We start from the raw sequence: 16,234 nt of genomic DNA on the forward strand, positions 1-16,234 counted from the left end.
AGTCTTGTAAGCAGGGCTGAATGCAACTTGTAGACTCAATCTTCCAATGTCGGAAATCGCCAATGTCGATATGGCCAGGTAGTCTTCCCATTGGATTGAAGTACTCCAATTTTAATAAAGGCCTCCTTCGCCTTTTGCTTGTCATTCAGTAGCTCCTGACAGAATATTTCAATTAATCTAAGTTTCTCTTTCATTTCCAATTGTTCCGCTCTATAAGCTAAGTAACCTGGAGGGAAGTTGTCCGTATATTCGGGAAGTTCATCAAGTTTTTCCATAATTTTGATTTTAATAACTATTTCAGATTATCCAATATTTCCATTTACAAAATTTTGAATGGTGAATCTTCCAGTCTTGGAAATCGCAGATGCCGATAAGGATATGTTGTTTTTCCATTGGGTTGAAGTACCCCTATTTTGATTAATACTTCCTTCGCTTTTTGAGGATCATTAATTAACTCTTCACCAAAAGCTTTGATCGATCTAACTTTTGCTTCAATCTGGCGGGCTTTGGCGATATAAGCCGAGTAGCCCGGGGGATAAGTGCCATTGAATGCAGGCATTTTTTTGATCTTTTGCATAATTAATTGTTTAAGATTATTATGATTATTAAAAATTTGAAAGCAATAAAGCTAAGAGGCCATTCACATCGTCAGTGTAGGCTGGTATATGATTAATTCATTCATAAATACTGAGTGGATTTTCGAAATGAAATAATCTAACATTACTGGTTTCACTAACAATGGTCACAGGGTCAACTTCATCTTTTTCAATCTTACAATACAAACTTACAAAACCTTCCTAATTCAAAAATCACATCATTTGTTATTCATTTGTAAATATTTACGCATTAACAAATAATAATATTAATATCAAAACGAGCATAAAAAAACCTGTCTGAAAAGACAGGTTTAAAAGTGATAATTATATTATCAGTAACTATACTCTTTCGATAATGATCGCACTTGCGCCACCACCACCATTGCAAATACCAGCTACACCGTAACGGGCATTTTCCTGGTGCAGTATGGAATTCAGCGTCACCACAATACGCGCACCACTGCAGCCGATAGGATGCCCCATGGACACCGCACCACCCCATACATTCACCTTTTCCATCGGCAAACCTAAATCCTTTGCATTCGCAATAGGCACGCAGCTAAACGCTTCATTCACCTCTGCAAAATCCATATCGGCTATCTTCATGCCCGCCTTTTGCAACGCATTATTCACCGCCTTTACAGGCGTTGTAGTAAACCATTCCGGCGCCTGCGAAGCATCCGCGAAACTGATGATCTTAGCCAGCGGCTTCAATCCCAGCTCCTTCACCTTCTCACCACTTACCAGCAATACTGCCGCTGCACCATCGTTGATGTTGGAGGCATTCGCCGCAGTGATGGTACCATCTTTCTGAAAGGTAGGCTTCAGCGTAGCAATTTTTTCAAAAATTACTTTCTTGTAATCCTCATCCTCAGATATGGTTGTCACCACTTTACCAGGGATTTCTACCGGCACCACTTCATGCTTATAATAACCCTTTTCCCAGGCTGCCGCGGCACGCTTGTAACTTTCAATCGCGTAGGCATCCTGGTCCTCACGAGAAATATGATATTCAGTAGCACACAACTCCGCCGCATTGCCCATGTGAAAATCCTTATACGGATCCCACAGACCATCGCGGATAATGCCATCGATCACACTGCCATGCCCCAGCTTATAACCCGTACGGGCCTTATCCAGGTAGTACGGCACCTGACTCATATTCTCCATACCGCCGGCAACCACTACGTCATTGTCGCCCAGCATAATACTTTGTGCACCCAGCATAATCGCTTTCATGCCGGAAGCACATACTTTATTAACGGTAGTACAAGGAACTGTATTCGGTAAACCCGCACCCAGACTCGCCTGCGTTGCCGGCGCCTGGCCCAGATTCCCGCTGATCACATTCCCCATATACACCTCATTCACCTGCTCAGCTCCCACGCCTGCACGCTGTAATACTTCCTTCATCACTATGGAACCCAGCTTCGTAGCAGCAATGGAAGACAATCCACCGTTAAAAGATCCTATCGGTGTACGGGCAGTAGCAACTATATAAACTTCTTTCATCTGATAAAAAGATTGTTTGGCTTTTGGTAATCTCCAAATATAACGAAAAGCAGGCTAGCAGACCGTCATTCCAAAAGGCTTTGAAAAAGATTATCAATTTTGCTTTCATGATAATAAAATCTCACAAAAAATTGCCTTTCATTGAAAAATATGAGAAAAAAGCTGCCTATTACCTTAAGTAATACCTGAAGTTGTGAAGTTGTGATGTTGTACAACTTTCAGCCAAACTTTTGCTATGTTTGTAGTTGATATTCAGATAAGAAGTGATTTCTCAGAACACCATACAACAGATACTCAGCCGCATAGATATAGTGGAAATTGTGGGTTCGTTTGTGAAGCTCAAAAAAAGAGGCGCCAACTACCTTGGCAACTGCCCCTTTCACAACGAAAAAACCCCCAGCTTTACCGTATCCCCCAGCAAGGAGATCTATAAGTGTTTTGGCTGCGGCGTAAGCGGGAATGCAGTCAGCTTTATCATGGAGCACGAAAAGTACTCCTATGTGGAAGCTTTGCGCTGGCTGGCCCAGAAATACCAGATCGAAGTAGAAGAAACTGAAGTAAGCCCGCAGCTGAAACAGTTTCAGCAGCTGGCTGACAGCCTCTACATCATCAACGGCTTCGCTAAAGATTACTTCGCCGATACCCTCTTCAACAATGAAGAAGGCCAGAACGTAGGCCTCTCCTACTTTGAAGAACGCGGATTTACAGAAGAAACCATCCGTAAATTCCAACTCGGCTACTGCCTCAATACCCGCGACTCCTTCGTTAAAACCGCCGTAGCAAAGGGTTACAACCTGGAATACCTGCAAAAAACAGGGCTGGTTACCATCCGCAACGAACAACCGGTGGACAACTACCGCGGCCGCGTTATCTTCCCCATCCATAACCAATCCGGAAAGGTACTGGGCTTTGGCGCACGCATCCTCCAAAAAACCGATAAGGCACCGAAGTATATCAACTCCCCCGAGAACGAAATCTATATCAAAAGCCGCGTTCTCTACGGTACCTACTTCGCCCGCCAGTCCATCGATAAACTCAATGAGTGCCTGCTCGTAGAAGGCTATACAGACGTTATCTCCCTGCACCAGGCAGGCGTGGAAAACGTAGTCGCCTCCAGCGGAACATCGCTTACGCAGGACCAGCTTCGCCTCATAAAAAAATATACCAACAACCTCACCATCATCTACGATGGCGACGCTGCCGGTATCAAAGCCGCCCTACGAGGCCTCGACATGGCAGTGGAAGAAGGCCTCAACGTTAAACTTGTACTCCTCCCGGAAAAAGAAGACCCTGACAGCTACGTACAACGTATAGGCGCCGCCGCTTTCCGCGAGTTCATCGAAGAACATAAACAGGACTTCGTCCTCTTTAAACTCCAGATAAGTCTCAAGGACGCCGGCAACGACAGCGCAAAAAAATCACAGCTGGTAAACGAAATCGCAGAAACAATTTCGAAAATTGATAAAGCGGAAGACTTTACCCGTCAGCAAGACTATATCCGCCAGTGCAGCCAGCTCCTCAAAATCGACGAGCAAGGCCTCATCACCCTGGTCAACAAATTTATCCGCGAACGCCTCACCAAAAGAGAGCAGCAAAACAACCGTAACACACCTGCAGCACCTTCCGACGACGACCTCAGCGACGAGGCCATCGCCGCTATGGAAGCCGCCGAAGCACAGTACGGCGGAGGCGAAAACCTCTTCAATAAAGACGAAAAGCAGGAAAAAGAACTCGTGAAAATCCTCCTCCGCTTCGGCGATAAGCCCTTCAGCGAAGAAGAACGCAATACCGTGGCAGACTACATCTTCCACCTCCCATATGATTTTGAATCACTGGTAAGCAGCGAACTGGTAAAACGTATACTGAGAGAGTATAAAAGAATTTACGACGAAGGAAATATCCCGGATAAAAAATGGTTCCTCTACCATGAAGACCAGGACCTCGCGAAAAATATCGCACTGATCATTGAAGATAAAGAAGCTGACCTCAGCGTTAACTGGAAAGAACGTTTTGAAATCGATACGGTATTCGGAGATGTGGCTTATCTGAAAGACACCATCTCTACCAGCAATTATCTGATCCTGCGTAAGATCAAGAAAATGATAGAGGAAAACCAGCAGGAAGCGATGAACCTGACAGACTTCGAAGAAATGAAGCGCTGTATGGAGTTACACCAGCACCTGAAACAGCTCGAAAAAGAACTGACCCAGGGGCTGGGTACCGTTATCTTTAAATAAATTAATGCGGAATCCTTTCCCACACCTGGAACGTAAACGCATACTGGTTACGCTCATCCGCCTCATGGCGATCATCACTCACCAGGTTCCAGATAGCAGGATCAATCATAGGGAAAAATGCATCCCCCGGCACGGTGGCGGATACACGGGTCATGTAAATTTTATCTACTAACGGTAACGCATGTACAAATATCTGCGCCCCACCAGTGATAAAAATCTCCTCCACATCATACGCATTAGCTTTGTCAATGGCCGCCTGCAGTGAATCCACCACAATTGTACCTTCCGGCTGATAGTCGGTTTGACGGGTAATTACAATGTTAGGACGGTTTGGCAGCGTTTTTCCCAGCGACTCAAACGTTTTCCGGCCCATAATAATAGGCTTACCGGTAGTGGTATTCTTAAAATACTTCAGGTCATCCGGCAAGCGCCATGGCAGCATATTATTGATGCCAATCACATCATTATCAGATGCCGCCACTATAATAGAAACTGTTTTCATAAGATACTGTGCCTTAAACCGCCACCGGTGCTTTAATAGCGGCGTGGTGCTGGTAGTTCACTAATTCGAAATCTTCGTATTTGAAATCAAAGATGTCTTTTACTTCCGGGTTGATTTTCATTTGCGGCAGCGGAAAAGGCTGACGGCTCAGCTGCAGGTTAGCCTGCTCCACGTGGTTGCTGTACAGATGCACATCTCCGAAGGTATGTACAAAATCTCCCGGTTCCAGGTCGCATACCTGCGCGATCATCATCGTAAGCAGCGCATAGGAAGCAATATTAAACGGCACACCGAGGAATACATCGGCACTGCGCTGATACAGCTGACAGCTCAGTTTTCCACGGGTTTCACCCTTAGCAGCATCTGCCGGCGTTACATAAAACTGAAACAGGCAATGGCAGGGACTCAATGCCATATCAGGCAAATCGCCCACGTTCCAGGCGTTTACAATAATCCTGCGGGAGTCCGGATTTTTTTTGATGGTGTTTACCGCCTCGGTAATCTGGTCTACCACACGGCCGTCGCGGGTTTCCCAACTACGCCATTGCTTGCCGTACACAGGCCCGAGGTCACCGTTGGCATCCGCCCACTCATCCCAGATGCTCACATTGTGCTCCTTCAGCCATTTTATATTGGTGTCCCCTTTCAGGAACCATAACAATTCGTATATAATTGATTTCAGGTGCAGCTTTTTAGTAGTTACCACCGGAAAACCATCTTTCAGGTTGAAACGCATCTGATAGCCAAAAACACTGGTAGTACCGGTGCCGGTACGATCGGTTTTAACTGCTCCCTCTTTAATGATATGATTTAATAATGCAAGATACTGGTCCATAAGGCGGCAAGATACGAAGATTTGAAATTAGCTGACTCTCCAGATAATATAGCATAAATTCTTAAAATAAAAAAAATCAAGATTTTAGCTTTTTTCGAAATCTGGCTATAAATTCATAGAAGGAAATCCCCATATAACGACTATACGAAGAAATAACCTGATTGTGCACCCTGCGTAGTTGTTATGCCTTGCCAATAAATGAGAATAGAAACAACAGCTTAGCCTGAAAGACCTCAACAGCAACCAAAAGCAATTCATCTAACCAAAACCTGTATTATTTAAACACACAACAAGACCACTTTAGACATTGGTGTAAGGCTAATATTTATCGCATTTCTGTGCCTGTAGGAAGCAGGTACAGAAATGCGGCTGGACAGGACCGCAGGCCCTGCCCAGCCGCTACTTTTAGTCTATCACTCTAATTTCCATTATTCAACTCCCATTATTATGCTTCTACCCAGACTCACCTTCCTGGTGTTGTTACTGCTATGTGGTACCATGCTGTATGCCCAGCAAACCATCACCGGTAAAACACAGGACAGCAACACCGGACGACCTATTCCCGGTGTAACCGTTAGAATCCCCAACAGCAACCGGGGAACCGTCACAGGCGCTGATGGAAAATTCAGCATTATTTTGCCCAACACCGCTGCCTCCACTACCCTGATATTCAGTTCCACAGGGTACAAAACCAAAACAGTTACAGCAAACGCAAATGCAGGGCCACTCACCGTTTCCCTGGAAGAAAATCTTTCTGTAATGGATGAAGTGGTGGTAACCGGTATGGCTACTTCCGTAAAAAGAAGAAATCTCGCCAATGCCGTGGCTACCATTTCTTCGAAACAACTATCCGGTGTAGCGCCCGCACAAACTTTTGATGCAGCCCTTAGCGGAAAAATTCCCGGCGCGCTCATCACTGCGAACTCCGGTGCACCCGGTGGCGGTATTTCCGTAAAACTCAGGGGTATCACTTCAGTTTTCGGTAACTCACAACCACTTTATGTGGTAGATGGTATATTCTTTAATAACAATAGTATTCCGGCAGGTCTCAACGACGTTACCGCCGCAGCCACCGCCGGTAACCCTAATAACCAGGATAACCCGTCCAGCCGTATTGCTGACCTCAACCCTGCCGATATAGAAAACATCGAAATCCTCAAAGGCGCCTCCGCAGCAGCGCTATATGGCGCCAAAGCCGCCGCCGGCGTTATCATTATCACTACCAAAAAAGGTAAAAACGGCAAAACAAGCATCTCCGTAAACCAGGAAACAGGCATCGTAAAAGCGCGACACCTGCTGGGAGTCCGCAGCTTCACGCCGGAAACAGCCGCCGATCTCGCAGGCCCCTCCAGTTCCGCAGATCCTGATGTGATCAAAGCCCGGGCCTGGTATAAATACAAATTTGAACAAGCCCGCGCAACCGGGAAAATATTCGATTACGAAAAAGAAATGTACGGTGAAACCGGCATTATCAGTAATACCAGCATCGCCTTAAGTGGCGGCGCCGAAAAGACCACCTTTTATCTCTCCGGAAACAGAAGAAAAGAAGACGGTATCATAAAAAATACCGGCTACCTCAATAACTCCGTGCGATTAAATGTAGATCATAAAGTAAATGATCGTATAAGCGTTTCCGTTACCACCAATTATATAAATTCATCTGCCGACAGAGGGCTGACCAACAACGATAACAACGGCGTATCCTACGGCGTGGCATTGTCCTCCACACCCGGCTGGATCGACCTGTACCCCAACGCTGTTGGCGTATATCCCCGCGATTCATTTGCGGCTTCCAATCCGCTGGAAACAAGGGATAAAATGACCAACAACGAAACCACCAACCGCTTTGTTGGTGGTGGTAATATCAACGCCATACTGGCGCAAAGCAAAACCAGCACCACCAAAATTGTGCTGCGCGGTGGAGTGGACTACTTCAATTTCAGAACCACAGCCCTCTTTCCAAGGGAAATCCAGTTTGAAGAAAAAGGCATGGAGGGCCACTCCATACAGAGCAACAGCAATAACCTCAATACCAACCTGGCTGGCTTCCTCATCAATATCTTCAATCCCGGCAAAAATCTAACGCTTACGAGTACACTGGGAGCTACCTACGAAACAGGTAACTTCGATAACATCAGCACCACCGCCACTAACATCACCAGTGGCCAGAGCAACCTCGATCAAAGCGGAAGCACCACCGTGCGCCAATTCCGGCAGCAATTCCGGGACAACGGTATCTTCCTCCAGGAAGACCTGACCCTGCTGGAAGATATCACCATCAGCGGTGGCGTACGGTTCGACCGCTCCACCAACAACGGCGATTATAAAAAATACTACGTATATCCAAAAGCTTCCTTCTCCTGGAACCTCGCGCAACGGTTTCTGGCCAATGTAAGCGCGATCGACTTCATCAAAATCCGCGCGGCCTATGGACAATCAGGCAACATCCCTCCCTACGGCAGTAAGTTCACCAGCCTGATTCCCAGCAATATCAACACCCTGCCGGGATTGCTGAATGATAACCTCCGCGGAAATCCGGATATCCTGCCGGAACGACAGGCTGAGCTGGAAACCGGCCTTGACTTCGGCTTGTTTAATAACCGGATCAGACTTGAAGCCACCTATTACAACAAAAAGATCAACGACCTGCTGCTTCGCCGCGCCCTCAACGCCTCCAGCGGCTATTCCAGCGAATGGAAAAACAGTGGTGACCTCCGAAATACTGGAATTGAGCTGGGACTCACCACCGTTCCATTAACCATGAAAAATCTGCGTTGGACTGCCACCCTCAACTGGTGGAAAAACAAGGCTATTGTTACTAAACTCACCATTCCTCCGTTTGCCATTGGCGCCTTCGGTAACTCCCTCGGCACCTACTACCTCGAGGAGGGACAGCCAGCCACGCAGATCAAGGGTATCTCAGGCGGAGCGCTTCAGCTGCTTGGTAATTCGGAACCCAAATTCCAGATGAGCTTTTTCAATGAATTCACTATCTGCAGGAACTTCTCTTTGCAGTTCCTGTTGCATTGGAAAAATGGCGGACAAAACATCAACCTGACACAGTTGCTCACAGATGCGGGTGCCACCTCTTTCGATTATGACGAGGAGTACAAAGGCACCAAACTGGGCGCCTACAGGGTAAGTGCGGGAGATGCAGCCATTTACGTACAGGATGCTGCGTATGTACGTTTACGTGAGGTGGCATTGTACTATAATGTACCGTTGAGAAATACAAACTACATTAAGGGTATCCGAGTGGGAGTATCGGCCAATAACTTCTTCACCTGGACTAAATACGTAGGTTATGATCCGGAAGTTTCCAACTTCGGCAGCAATACCATGACCACTACCCAGAGTCGCGGTAGCAACGGTATTTCATCAGGTGTGGATGTGATGCCTTTTCCTGCTTCGAAAAGAGCCAGTTTCCACCTGGGTGTCAACTTCTGATCTAACTCATTTAAAAACATGCACATGAAAAATTATCATTTTTATATAAGCCTGCTGGTCATGCTGGTGCTACTGAGTTGTCGCAAAGGCGAAATTCCCAATCTCAACAATCCCACTACTTCCGGTATTGTGATCAACACCAGCAAGAGTTCCTTGAACAACCTTGCTACCGGCGCGGAATCAGGCATGCGCAGGGATGTAACGGCTTACCTGGATGCTGTTGGTATTATCGGGAGAGAGATCTATCGCTTTTCAGGGTCAGAGCCGCGTTATACGACTGACCTCCTGGGAGGAGGCACTAAAGAGCTGGATAACAACAGCTTCTATCTCACCAATCCATGGGCATCGAGGTACCTGGTGGTACGCCAGTGCTTTATATTGCTGCAAGCTGCGGCGGCATCTAAATTCATTACAGATGCGGAGCGCAAGGGCTACACCGGTTTTGCGAAAACCATTATCGGTTACCAGTTACTGCTGAATTTAAACATGACGAATACCAACGGTATCCGGATTCCAAACAGTGATCCTACCTACATCGGAGCGGTGATTAAAGACCCCGTACAGGCCAGGGATACTATCCTGAAATTCTTGCAGGAAGGTGCAGATGACCTCTCCGGGGCAAGCGTAATATTCCCTTTATCAGAAGGCTTTGCAGGTTTTTCCAATGCGGCCGGATTGCGCAAATTTAACCGTGCCATTGCTGCCAGGGTATTCCTGTATAACCAGAAATGGGCGAATGCACTGACTGCACTAAACGAATCGTTTTTCGATTTAAACGGCTCACTGACAGCAGGAGTATATCATTACTTTTCTACCGGCGGTGGTGATATGGCAAACCCACTGTTTATGGCGCCAGGATCAACGGGGGATATGCGGTTACTGCATCCCGGTTACGCTACCGACATTATTCCCGGCGATACCCGCATTAACAAGGCGCCGGTGAGGCCTGTACCCGGTAGTCAGTCGGGACTGAGCAGTAACCGTGAAGTGTGGATATGGAAATCGCTTAATGATCCGGTGAACATTATCCGCAACGAGGAGCTGATCCTGATTTATGCAGAAGCCAAAGCACAATTAAGTTCGCTGCCAGATGCCATAGTGGCTGTTAACAGGATCAGAACGGCCTATAACCTGCCCGCGTATGCAGGGGCGGTAACCACCGCAGGCTTGATCGGTGAAATCCTGTATCAAAGGCGGTATTCCCTGTTGGGTGAGGGACACCGTTGGGTGGACCTGAGAAGGTACGACCGGCTGGGAACCTTACCAAAAGACAGGCCGGATGATGATGTATGGCCGCAATTTCCGCTGCCGCAAAACGAAGTAAACATTTAGCCTTTTCATAAACGAAAAAAGAGGGACGGTTGGTCCCTCTTTTTCGTTTATAATGTAAACAGCAGGTATTACATACCCCTGCGCTTCATTTCTTTTCTGATGAGTGCAAGCTCGCGCCCCATCTGGCCGGCGATGGAAGTATTTTCCTGTGCGCGGCGGATCAGGTATGGCATTACGTCTTTCACCGGTCCGTAAGGGAGGTATTTGGAGACGTTATAGCCGGCGTGGGCCAGGTTAAAAGTAATATTATCACTCATTCCCAGCAGCTGGCTAAAGCTGATATGTTCATGGTTGTGCGGTAAACCTTTTTCATGCAGCAGGCGGGCTGCCAGCATGCAGCTGTCCTCGTTATGGGTACCGATAAACAGTCCCAGTTTATCCAGGTTGTCGAGGCAGTAAGTAACTGCTTCGTTGTAATCTTTATCAGTAGCGGCTTTGCTGGGCTGGATCGGTGTAGGATAGCCCATTTCAGCAGCGCGTTTGTTTTCTTTTTCCATGTAGGCACCACGAACCAGTTTGGCACCGAGCAGGTAACCCGCTTTTACAGCCTTATCCAGCGATATTTTCAGGAACTCGAGCCTGTCGTGACGATATAACTGGAAGGTGTTGAAAATGATCACTTTCTTTTTGTTGAACAGTGCCATCATCTCATCCGTAAGGTCGTCTACCGGCTGTTGAATCCATGACTCTTCCGCGTCTACGAGGATACCTACGTTGTTTTTGGCTGCAGCTTCAGCAATGGCGTGTACACGTTGGCGTACGCGGTCAAATTCCTGTTGTTCTTCTGCGGAAAGAACAGCTTTGCTATGCATTTTTTCCAGGAGGCCAAAACGAGCAAATCCAGTAATTTTAATAGCGATAAATGGAATATCAGGGCGGGAAGCAGCGTATTGAATAGCGCGGATGAACTCAGGAACGGCTTTGTCGTAGTTTTCTTCGCCTTCCATAGCTTCTACGCCGTAGTCAAGTGCTACACCTACGTGGTAGTTGCCCAGTTGCAAAGCCGTGTGTGCAGCTTCTTCCAGGGTTTCGCCACCGCAGAATTGTGAGAAAATGGTGCTTTTAATGATTCCTTTGATTGGTAATCCCAGTTTGAAAGCGATGGGAGTGAATGTGGCTCCCAGTTTCACTAACCAGGGCTTGCCGATATTACTGAAGAGAAAGTTGGCCTTACTTAAAGCCTTGTCGGTTTTTGCTTCAAATGCAATAGCCGTATTATCAAAAGATAAAGGTAGCTGCTTTTCCATGGCCCGCAAAGTTAGGGTGGTCGGTTAATTCAGCCAAAAAACATTGACTAAGGGAAATATCTTTTTATCCGCATTAACAGATATTGTCTTTTGCTTGATAGAAATTGGAAAAGTCCGGTTTCCCACTGCTGCTAATTTTGATTACTTTTAGGATTTTTCGTTTGCATACAAAATTCCCGGAATATGCTATTTAAAAGTGATACCAACTATTTTAAATTCCTGTTACCTGTAGCCTTATGCACGGCCGTGGCCTGCCATACCACTCCACCGGCTGCCGAAAAGAAACCGAGTTCTATTCTTACCATGCAGGCGCCGGGTGTTCATTATACTTCTTATCAGGGAGATATTGGAGCACGCAGGCGCATCACCCTGCCAGACAGCTCGGTAGTGATCCTCAATTCCAGCTCCCTCCTGCTGGTGCCGGATAACTATGGACAGGAAAAGCGCCAGGTATTGCTCGACGGGGATGCCTGGTTTACTGTCAACCCGGCGCCAGCCGTGTTTACCGTTATTGCCGACAAGCTCACCGCGGAGGTGCTGGGCACGCAGTTTCGCATGCGCTGCTTTACGAACCAGCAGGGTGCTACTGTACACCTGCTCACCGGAAAGCTTAAAGTCTCCAAAAGCTATCACTCCGAAACAGATAACCAGCCTGAAATCCTGGAACGCGGCAATATGATCCTTGCCAACAAGGAAATAGACCTGATGGAAAAGGAAACCTATAACCCGCAGGATGCCGAAAGCTGGCTGGCCGACAGCCTGCAGCTCACCAATGCCCAGGGCCTGCTGATGTGGCGAACGCTGGAAGACTGGTACGGCGTTGAAATAAGCGTAAAAGGCGATGCGTCCAAAACCACCCCTGTTACCAAATTATTCGTAAAAGCTACCCTGCAACAGGTACTGGATGCCCTGGGTAAAGAACAGGGCTTTAGCTACAAAACCGAAGGCAGCAAAGTAGAAATCAAATTCTGATCCGGCAGAATGTTGTAATTTCTGGTCAAATAAATACTGTCATGAAAAAGTTACTGCTCGCTATTACCTTATTTGCTGTTACCGGCAGCCTGCATGCCCAAACCGCCAGCTGCTGCCATTCAGATGCTATCACGGAATTTGCCGGATTGGCCAATTCCGGTAGCTTCGTGATGCAGCATGCCAACCCACTCCCCTACACTTATGCAGGCGCTGAAGGCCAAACGGTTACCTTCCCTGCTACGGACGGAAAGGAAGCCTCCGGGTTTCTCTTTAAAGCCAAATCCCCATCCAACCTTTATCTGTTTGTATACCAGGAATGGTGGGGCTTAAATGACTACATCAAAAAGGAATCGGAAAAGCTGTATAACGACCTGGGCGGCAAAGTAAACGTACTGGCGCTGGATATGTATGACGGTAAAACTGCCACGGAATCCGGCGAGGCGGCAAAGATCATGCAGGCTACTCCCAGAGCGCGGCTCCAGGCCATTATGGAAGGTGCGCTGAAACATGTGGGACCTGCTGCTAAAATTGCTACTCTTGGCTGGTGCTTTGGCGGCGGATTATCACTGCAGTCGGGCCTGATTAATGGCAGGCAGAATGTTGGTGATGTGATGTATTACGGCATGCCGGAAAAAGATGTGGAAAAACTCAAAACATTGCATGCACCCGTGCTCGGATTTTTTGCCAATAAAGACAAAGGAATTAACCCGCAGGTGGTCGCCGAATTCAAAAAGAATATGGCTGCTGCAGGTAAATCTCTGACGGTATATACTTACGATGCGGACCATGGCTTTGCCAATCCCAGCAATCCTATATACGACAGCAATGCGACCCGCGAAGCATATGCCCACGCCATCGCATTCCTGAAAAAACAATTTGGAGTGAAATAGCTATTCGCTTTTCAGACTCCTGATCGGATTCATCATGGCGGCGCGGGCGCTCTGTACGCCGACTGTCAGTGCCGCTATGATCATCGTACCTGCAATAGCCACCAGGAACACTCCCGGCCCCAGCGTAATATGGTACCTGAAATCTTTCAGCCAGCTGTTCATCAGCCACCAGCCTAACGGACCGGCCACCATAAATGCCAGCAATATCAGGCGGGCAAATTCTTTTCCGAACAACCACAAGATCCCTCCGATACTTCCTCCCAGTACTTTGCGGATGCCTATTTCCTTGCGTTTTTGTACCACCATAAACGATACCAGGCCATACAACCCCAGGCAGGCGATGAAAATGGAGATAAGCGAAAATATTTTCACAATACGCAGCATGGCCTGTTCTGTTTCATAGAACTCAGCAATGCTGTCGTCCAGAAAATGATACTCATAAATTTTCTCCGGGTACATGGCCGTCCAGGCTTTTTCAATAGCAGCAAGGGTGGTGGGCAGTCCGGTCATATTCGTTTTGATCGCATACTGCTGATAATGGTCCGGCATAATCGCCATGCCTACCGGCTCAATTTCTCTGTGCAGCGATCCGTTATGGAAGTCGGACACAATGCCCACCACAGTTAGTTTATATTGTCCTCCATCAAAGGAGATTACTTTATTCAGTGCTTCTTCCGGTGATGCCAGTCCCAGTTTTCGTACAGCCGTTTCATTTATCAACATTTCCCGCGCGCTATCCGCCCGTAGCAGATTACGGCCGGCTGTAAGCCTGAGGCCGAATGTTGGCAGGTAGTTTTCATCCACGGCCTTAATGTTCACCCGAAACAGTTCGCTTTCCTCCCGGTTGTCAAAGTAAATGTTGGTATTCCAGGCGGTGCTGGTGCTTGGAGGGGTAAAGCACATGGTTACATGTTCCACCCCGGTAATATTTTCCAGCTGATGAGCCAGCGTTTTCCGGCTGATGTCCGGCTGATCGCTACCCATGGGCACCATTACCACAGCATCTTTATTAAAACCGAGGTTAAACTGCTGGGTATACTGCATTTGGCGGTTAATTACCAGCATTACAATTATTAATATCAGGGAGATAGTAAACTGCGCCGTGATTAAACTGCGGCGTGTATTAAAACCTCCGAGCTGTGCCGGGCTCACTTTGCCCTTCAGTGCCGCTACCGGCTTAAATCCAGAGAGAATAAGTCCGGGATATGCCCCCGCCAGGAAAGTCACCAGCACCACTACTAACGCCAGTATGCCAGCCATTTTTGGATCTGAAAATAGGATATAACTGATGTTGGTATGAAAATAGTTATTCACGGTGGGCAGCAGCAACCAGGAAATCAGGATAGCTATGAGTGTAGCCGTGAGCGTTATAACGGCGGTTTCGGCAATAAACTGCCAGAACAGGCTGCGACGTTGACCACCCAGCGCTTTTCGTATACCCACCTCTTTACTTCTGCTCACTGCCTGGGCTGTGGCGAGGTTGATAAAGTTTACACAGGCGGTGAACAATAAAAATACAGCTATCAGCGAGAGAATGAGCAGGTTTTTACGTTCCATGGACCCACCGTAACGGGCGTTATAGTGCACGTCGCTGAGCGGCTGTAACAGGTAGTGATGCACATTTTTACTTTTAGGCCGGTAGCGGGGAACATAGTCTGCCAGCTGCCTTTCCACTTCGGCAGTGCTTACCCCCGGCCGCAAACGTATAAAGGTAGACAGGTCGGAAGTGATACCTCCCCAGGTATCTTCGCTGGAGAAAAAGCTGTCGTACAACTTCACCGTAGGCCACGACAATATCAATTCCGGCTGCTGGTCCGATTCAGCGGGGATATCCTTTAATACGCCCGTAATCCGGATGTTTGCGAGGTTATTATAGCTAAATGTTTTATTAACAGGGTCGGTGTTACCAAAATATTTACGTGCAGTCCTTTTCGTTATAACAGCTGTGTTGGGTTCTCCCAGCATGGCGCTGCCGGCTACCAGCGGAAAATTAAAGATTTGCAGGTAGTCAGGTTCTGCAAAGTACAGGTGGTCTTCCTTAAATTTTTTCACTTCTTTGCCCTGGGGAATGGTGATAAGGGCTGCATCCGCATCTACTACGCGGGCAATGTTTTCAGTATAGCTGTAATCCCTGCGGAGCGCGCTGCTCAAAGGCGGTGGCGTACTGGACGTGTAGGATATTTTATCACGGTGTTGCTCCGTTACAATTCGGTATATGCGGTCGGCGTTATGGTGGAAGGTATCAAAGGCCAGGTGAAATTTCACCATGGTAATGATCAAAATGGCGGCACCAATGCTTAACGACAGGCCCAGTACATTCAGCAAGCCATATGTTTTGTTTTTCAGCAGGTTTCGCCATGCGATTTTAAAGTAGTTCTTCAGCATAACTTTAATAGTTGCAGGGATGACTTCTAAACGAATGCCTTAATTGGCACAAACTGGCTGTCAAACCAAAATGCATTATTAAAAATAAACACGTGTCCGTTTTTGGTACATAGTTGTCCGCTTTTGCAAAATAAGAAAACCCCTTTTTGTTTTTCTGCCTTCGGCAGAAAAACAAAAAGGGGAGAAAGCGGCGGTCGCCGCTTTCTCCCCGTGAAAATGAAAGCCTTTTTTCTCCAGAAGAAAGCTTTTTTTGCTCCTGAAAAAAACAGCTTCGGCATA

General features: G+C 47.3%; 13 protein-coding genes. 5 read left to right on the forward strand and 8 right to left on the reverse strand.

What is annotated here, in order from left to right; genetic code table 11:
• Positions 1–35: 35 nt before the first annotated feature.
• From BUB18_RS12785 to BUB18_RS12795, 3 genes are all read right to left on the reverse strand, one after another.
• The gene (locus tag BUB18_RS12785; protein ID WP_073081256.1) at positions 36–275 is read right to left on the reverse strand and encodes a hypothetical protein; all 240 of its coding nucleotides are present in this window, start codon (positions 273–275) and stop codon (positions 36–38) included.
• Between the two features lie 44 nt (positions 276–319).
• Positions 320–577 (reverse strand): hypothetical protein, encoded by a 258-nt coding sequence (locus BUB18_RS12790; RefSeq protein ID WP_073081257.1) that lies wholly within the window; start codon positions 575–577, stop codon positions 320–322.
• Between the two features lie 358 nt (positions 578–935).
• Positions 936–2,108, reverse strand: a complete 1,173-nt coding sequence (locus BUB18_RS12795) for an acetyl-CoA C-acyltransferase (protein ID WP_073081259.1) — start codon at positions 2,106–2,108, stop codon at positions 936–938.
• A gap of 263 nt (positions 2,109–2,371) precedes the next feature.
• Between BUB18_RS12795 and dnaG the strand changes: the two genes are divergently transcribed.
• Positions 2,372–4,345, forward strand: a complete 1,974-nt coding sequence (gene dnaG, locus BUB18_RS12800) for a DNA primase (RefSeq protein ID WP_073081261.1) — start codon at positions 2,372–2,374, stop codon at positions 4,343–4,345.
• Position 4,346: 1 nt separating this feature from the next.
• Here the strand turns inward: dnaG and BUB18_RS12805 are convergent, their stop codons facing one another.
• Together BUB18_RS12805 and BUB18_RS12810 are read right to left on the reverse strand one after the other, a co-directional pair.
• A complete protein-coding gene (locus BUB18_RS12805) occupies positions 4,347–4,847 on the reverse strand; it encodes a dihydrofolate reductase (protein ID WP_073081262.1) in 501 nt (166 codons plus the stop codon).
• Positions 4,848–4,860: 13 nt separating this feature from the next.
• The gene (locus BUB18_RS12810; protein ID WP_073081264.1) at positions 4,861–5,682 is read right to left on the reverse strand and encodes a thymidylate synthase; all 822 of its coding nucleotides are present in this window, start codon (positions 5,680–5,682) and stop codon (positions 4,861–4,863) included.
• 447 nt (positions 5,683–6,129) lie between these two features.
• On the opposite strand from BUB18_RS12810, the gene BUB18_RS12815 reads away from it, so the two are divergent.
• Both BUB18_RS12815 and BUB18_RS12820 read left to right on the forward strand, forming a co-directional pair.
• Complete coding sequence (locus tag BUB18_RS12815) at positions 6,130–9,129, forward strand: SusC/RagA family TonB-linked outer membrane protein (RefSeq protein ID WP_073081265.1); 3,000 nt, start codon at positions 6,130–6,132, stop codon at positions 9,127–9,129.
• Between the two features lie 24 nt (positions 9,130–9,153).
• The gene (locus tag BUB18_RS12820; protein WP_073081266.1) at positions 9,154–10,461 is read left to right on the forward strand and encodes a RagB/SusD family nutrient uptake outer membrane protein; all 1,308 of its coding nucleotides are present in this window, start codon (positions 9,154–9,156) and stop codon (positions 10,459–10,461) included.
• Positions 10,462–10,529: 68 nt separating this feature from the next.
• Here BUB18_RS12820 and BUB18_RS12825 read toward each other — a convergent pair whose 3' ends face one another.
• On the reverse strand, positions 10,530–11,708 hold the full coding sequence (locus BUB18_RS12825; RefSeq protein WP_073081267.1) for a proline dehydrogenase family protein: 1,179 nt from the start codon (positions 11,706–11,708) through the stop codon (positions 10,530–10,532).
• Between the two features lie 183 nt (positions 11,709–11,891).
• Here BUB18_RS12825 and BUB18_RS12830 point away from each other — a divergent pair, with 183 nt between their 5' ends.
• Together BUB18_RS12830 and BUB18_RS12835 are read left to right on the forward strand one after the other, a co-directional pair.
• Positions 11,892–12,680 (forward strand): FecR family protein, encoded by a 789-nt coding sequence (locus BUB18_RS12830; protein WP_073081268.1) that lies wholly within the window; start codon positions 11,892–11,894, stop codon positions 12,678–12,680.
• A 41-nt stretch (positions 12,681–12,721) separates the two neighbouring features.
• A complete protein-coding gene (locus BUB18_RS12835) occupies positions 12,722–13,570 on the forward strand; it encodes a dienelactone hydrolase family protein (RefSeq protein ID WP_073081269.1) in 849 nt (282 codons plus the stop codon).
• Here BUB18_RS12835 and BUB18_RS12840 read toward each other — a convergent pair whose 3' ends face one another.
• Together BUB18_RS12840 and BUB18_RS12845 are read right to left on the reverse strand one after the other, a co-directional pair.
• Complete coding sequence (locus BUB18_RS12840; RefSeq protein WP_073081270.1) at positions 13,571–15,955, reverse strand: ABC transporter permease; 2,385 nt, start codon at positions 15,953–15,955, stop codon at positions 13,571–13,573.
• Between the two features lie 26 nt (positions 15,956–15,981).
• The gene (locus tag BUB18_RS12845; RefSeq protein ID WP_073081271.1) at positions 15,982–16,233 is read right to left on the reverse strand and encodes a hypothetical protein; all 252 of its coding nucleotides are present in this window, start codon (positions 16,231–16,233) and stop codon (positions 15,982–15,984) included.
• Position 16,234 lies beyond the last annotated feature (1 nt).

Origin of the sequence: Chitinophaga jiangningensis (assembly GCF_900142605.1) — a bacterium.
GTDB lineage: Bacteria > Bacteroidota > Bacteroidia > Chitinophagales > Chitinophagaceae > Chitinophaga > Chitinophaga jiangningensis.

What these genes read in the sequence shown, in the direction of transcription:
- BUB18_RS12785 (WP_073081256.1), bottom strand. Translation starts at nt 275, where the DNA reads ATGGAAAAACTTGATGAACTTCCCGAATATACGGACAACTTCCCTCCA.
- BUB18_RS12790 (WP_073081257.1), bottom strand. Translation starts at nt 577, where the DNA reads ATGCAAAAGATCAAAAAAATGCCTGCATTCAATGGCACTTATCCCCCG.
- BUB18_RS12795 (WP_073081259.1), bottom strand. Translation starts at nt 2,108, where the DNA reads ATGAAAGAAGTTTATATAGTTGCTACTGCCCGTACACCGATAGGATCT.
- BUB18_RS12805 (WP_073081262.1), bottom strand. Translation starts at nt 4,847, where the DNA reads ATGAAAACAGTTTCTATTATAGTGGCGGCATCTGATAATGATGTGATT.
- BUB18_RS12810 (WP_073081264.1), bottom strand. Translation starts at nt 5,682, where the DNA reads ATGGACCAGTATCTTGCATTATTAAATCATATCATTAAAGAGGGAGCA.
- BUB18_RS12815 (WP_073081265.1), top strand. Translation starts at nt 6,130, where the DNA reads ATGCTTCTACCCAGACTCACCTTCCTGGTGTTGTTACTGCTATGTGGT.
- BUB18_RS12820 (WP_073081266.1), top strand. Translation starts at nt 9,154, where the DNA reads ATGAAAAATTATCATTTTTATATAAGCCTGCTGGTCATGCTGGTGCTA.
- BUB18_RS12825 (WP_073081267.1), bottom strand. Translation starts at nt 11,708, where the DNA reads ATGGAAAAGCAGCTACCTTTATCTTTTGATAATACGGCTATTGCATTT.
- BUB18_RS12830 (WP_073081268.1), top strand. Translation starts at nt 11,892, where the DNA reads ATGCTATTTAAAAGTGATACCAACTATTTTAAATTCCTGTTACCTGTA.
- BUB18_RS12835 (WP_073081269.1), top strand. Translation starts at nt 12,722, where the DNA reads ATGAAAAAGTTACTGCTCGCTATTACCTTATTTGCTGTTACCGGCAGC.
- BUB18_RS12840 (WP_073081270.1), bottom strand. Translation starts at nt 15,955, where the DNA reads ATGCTGAAGAACTACTTTAAAATCGCATGGCGAAACCTGCTGAAAAAC.
- BUB18_RS12845 (WP_073081271.1), bottom strand. Translation starts at nt 16,233, where the DNA reads ATGCCGAAGCTGTTTTTTTCAGGAGCAAAAAAAGCTTTCTTCTGGAGA.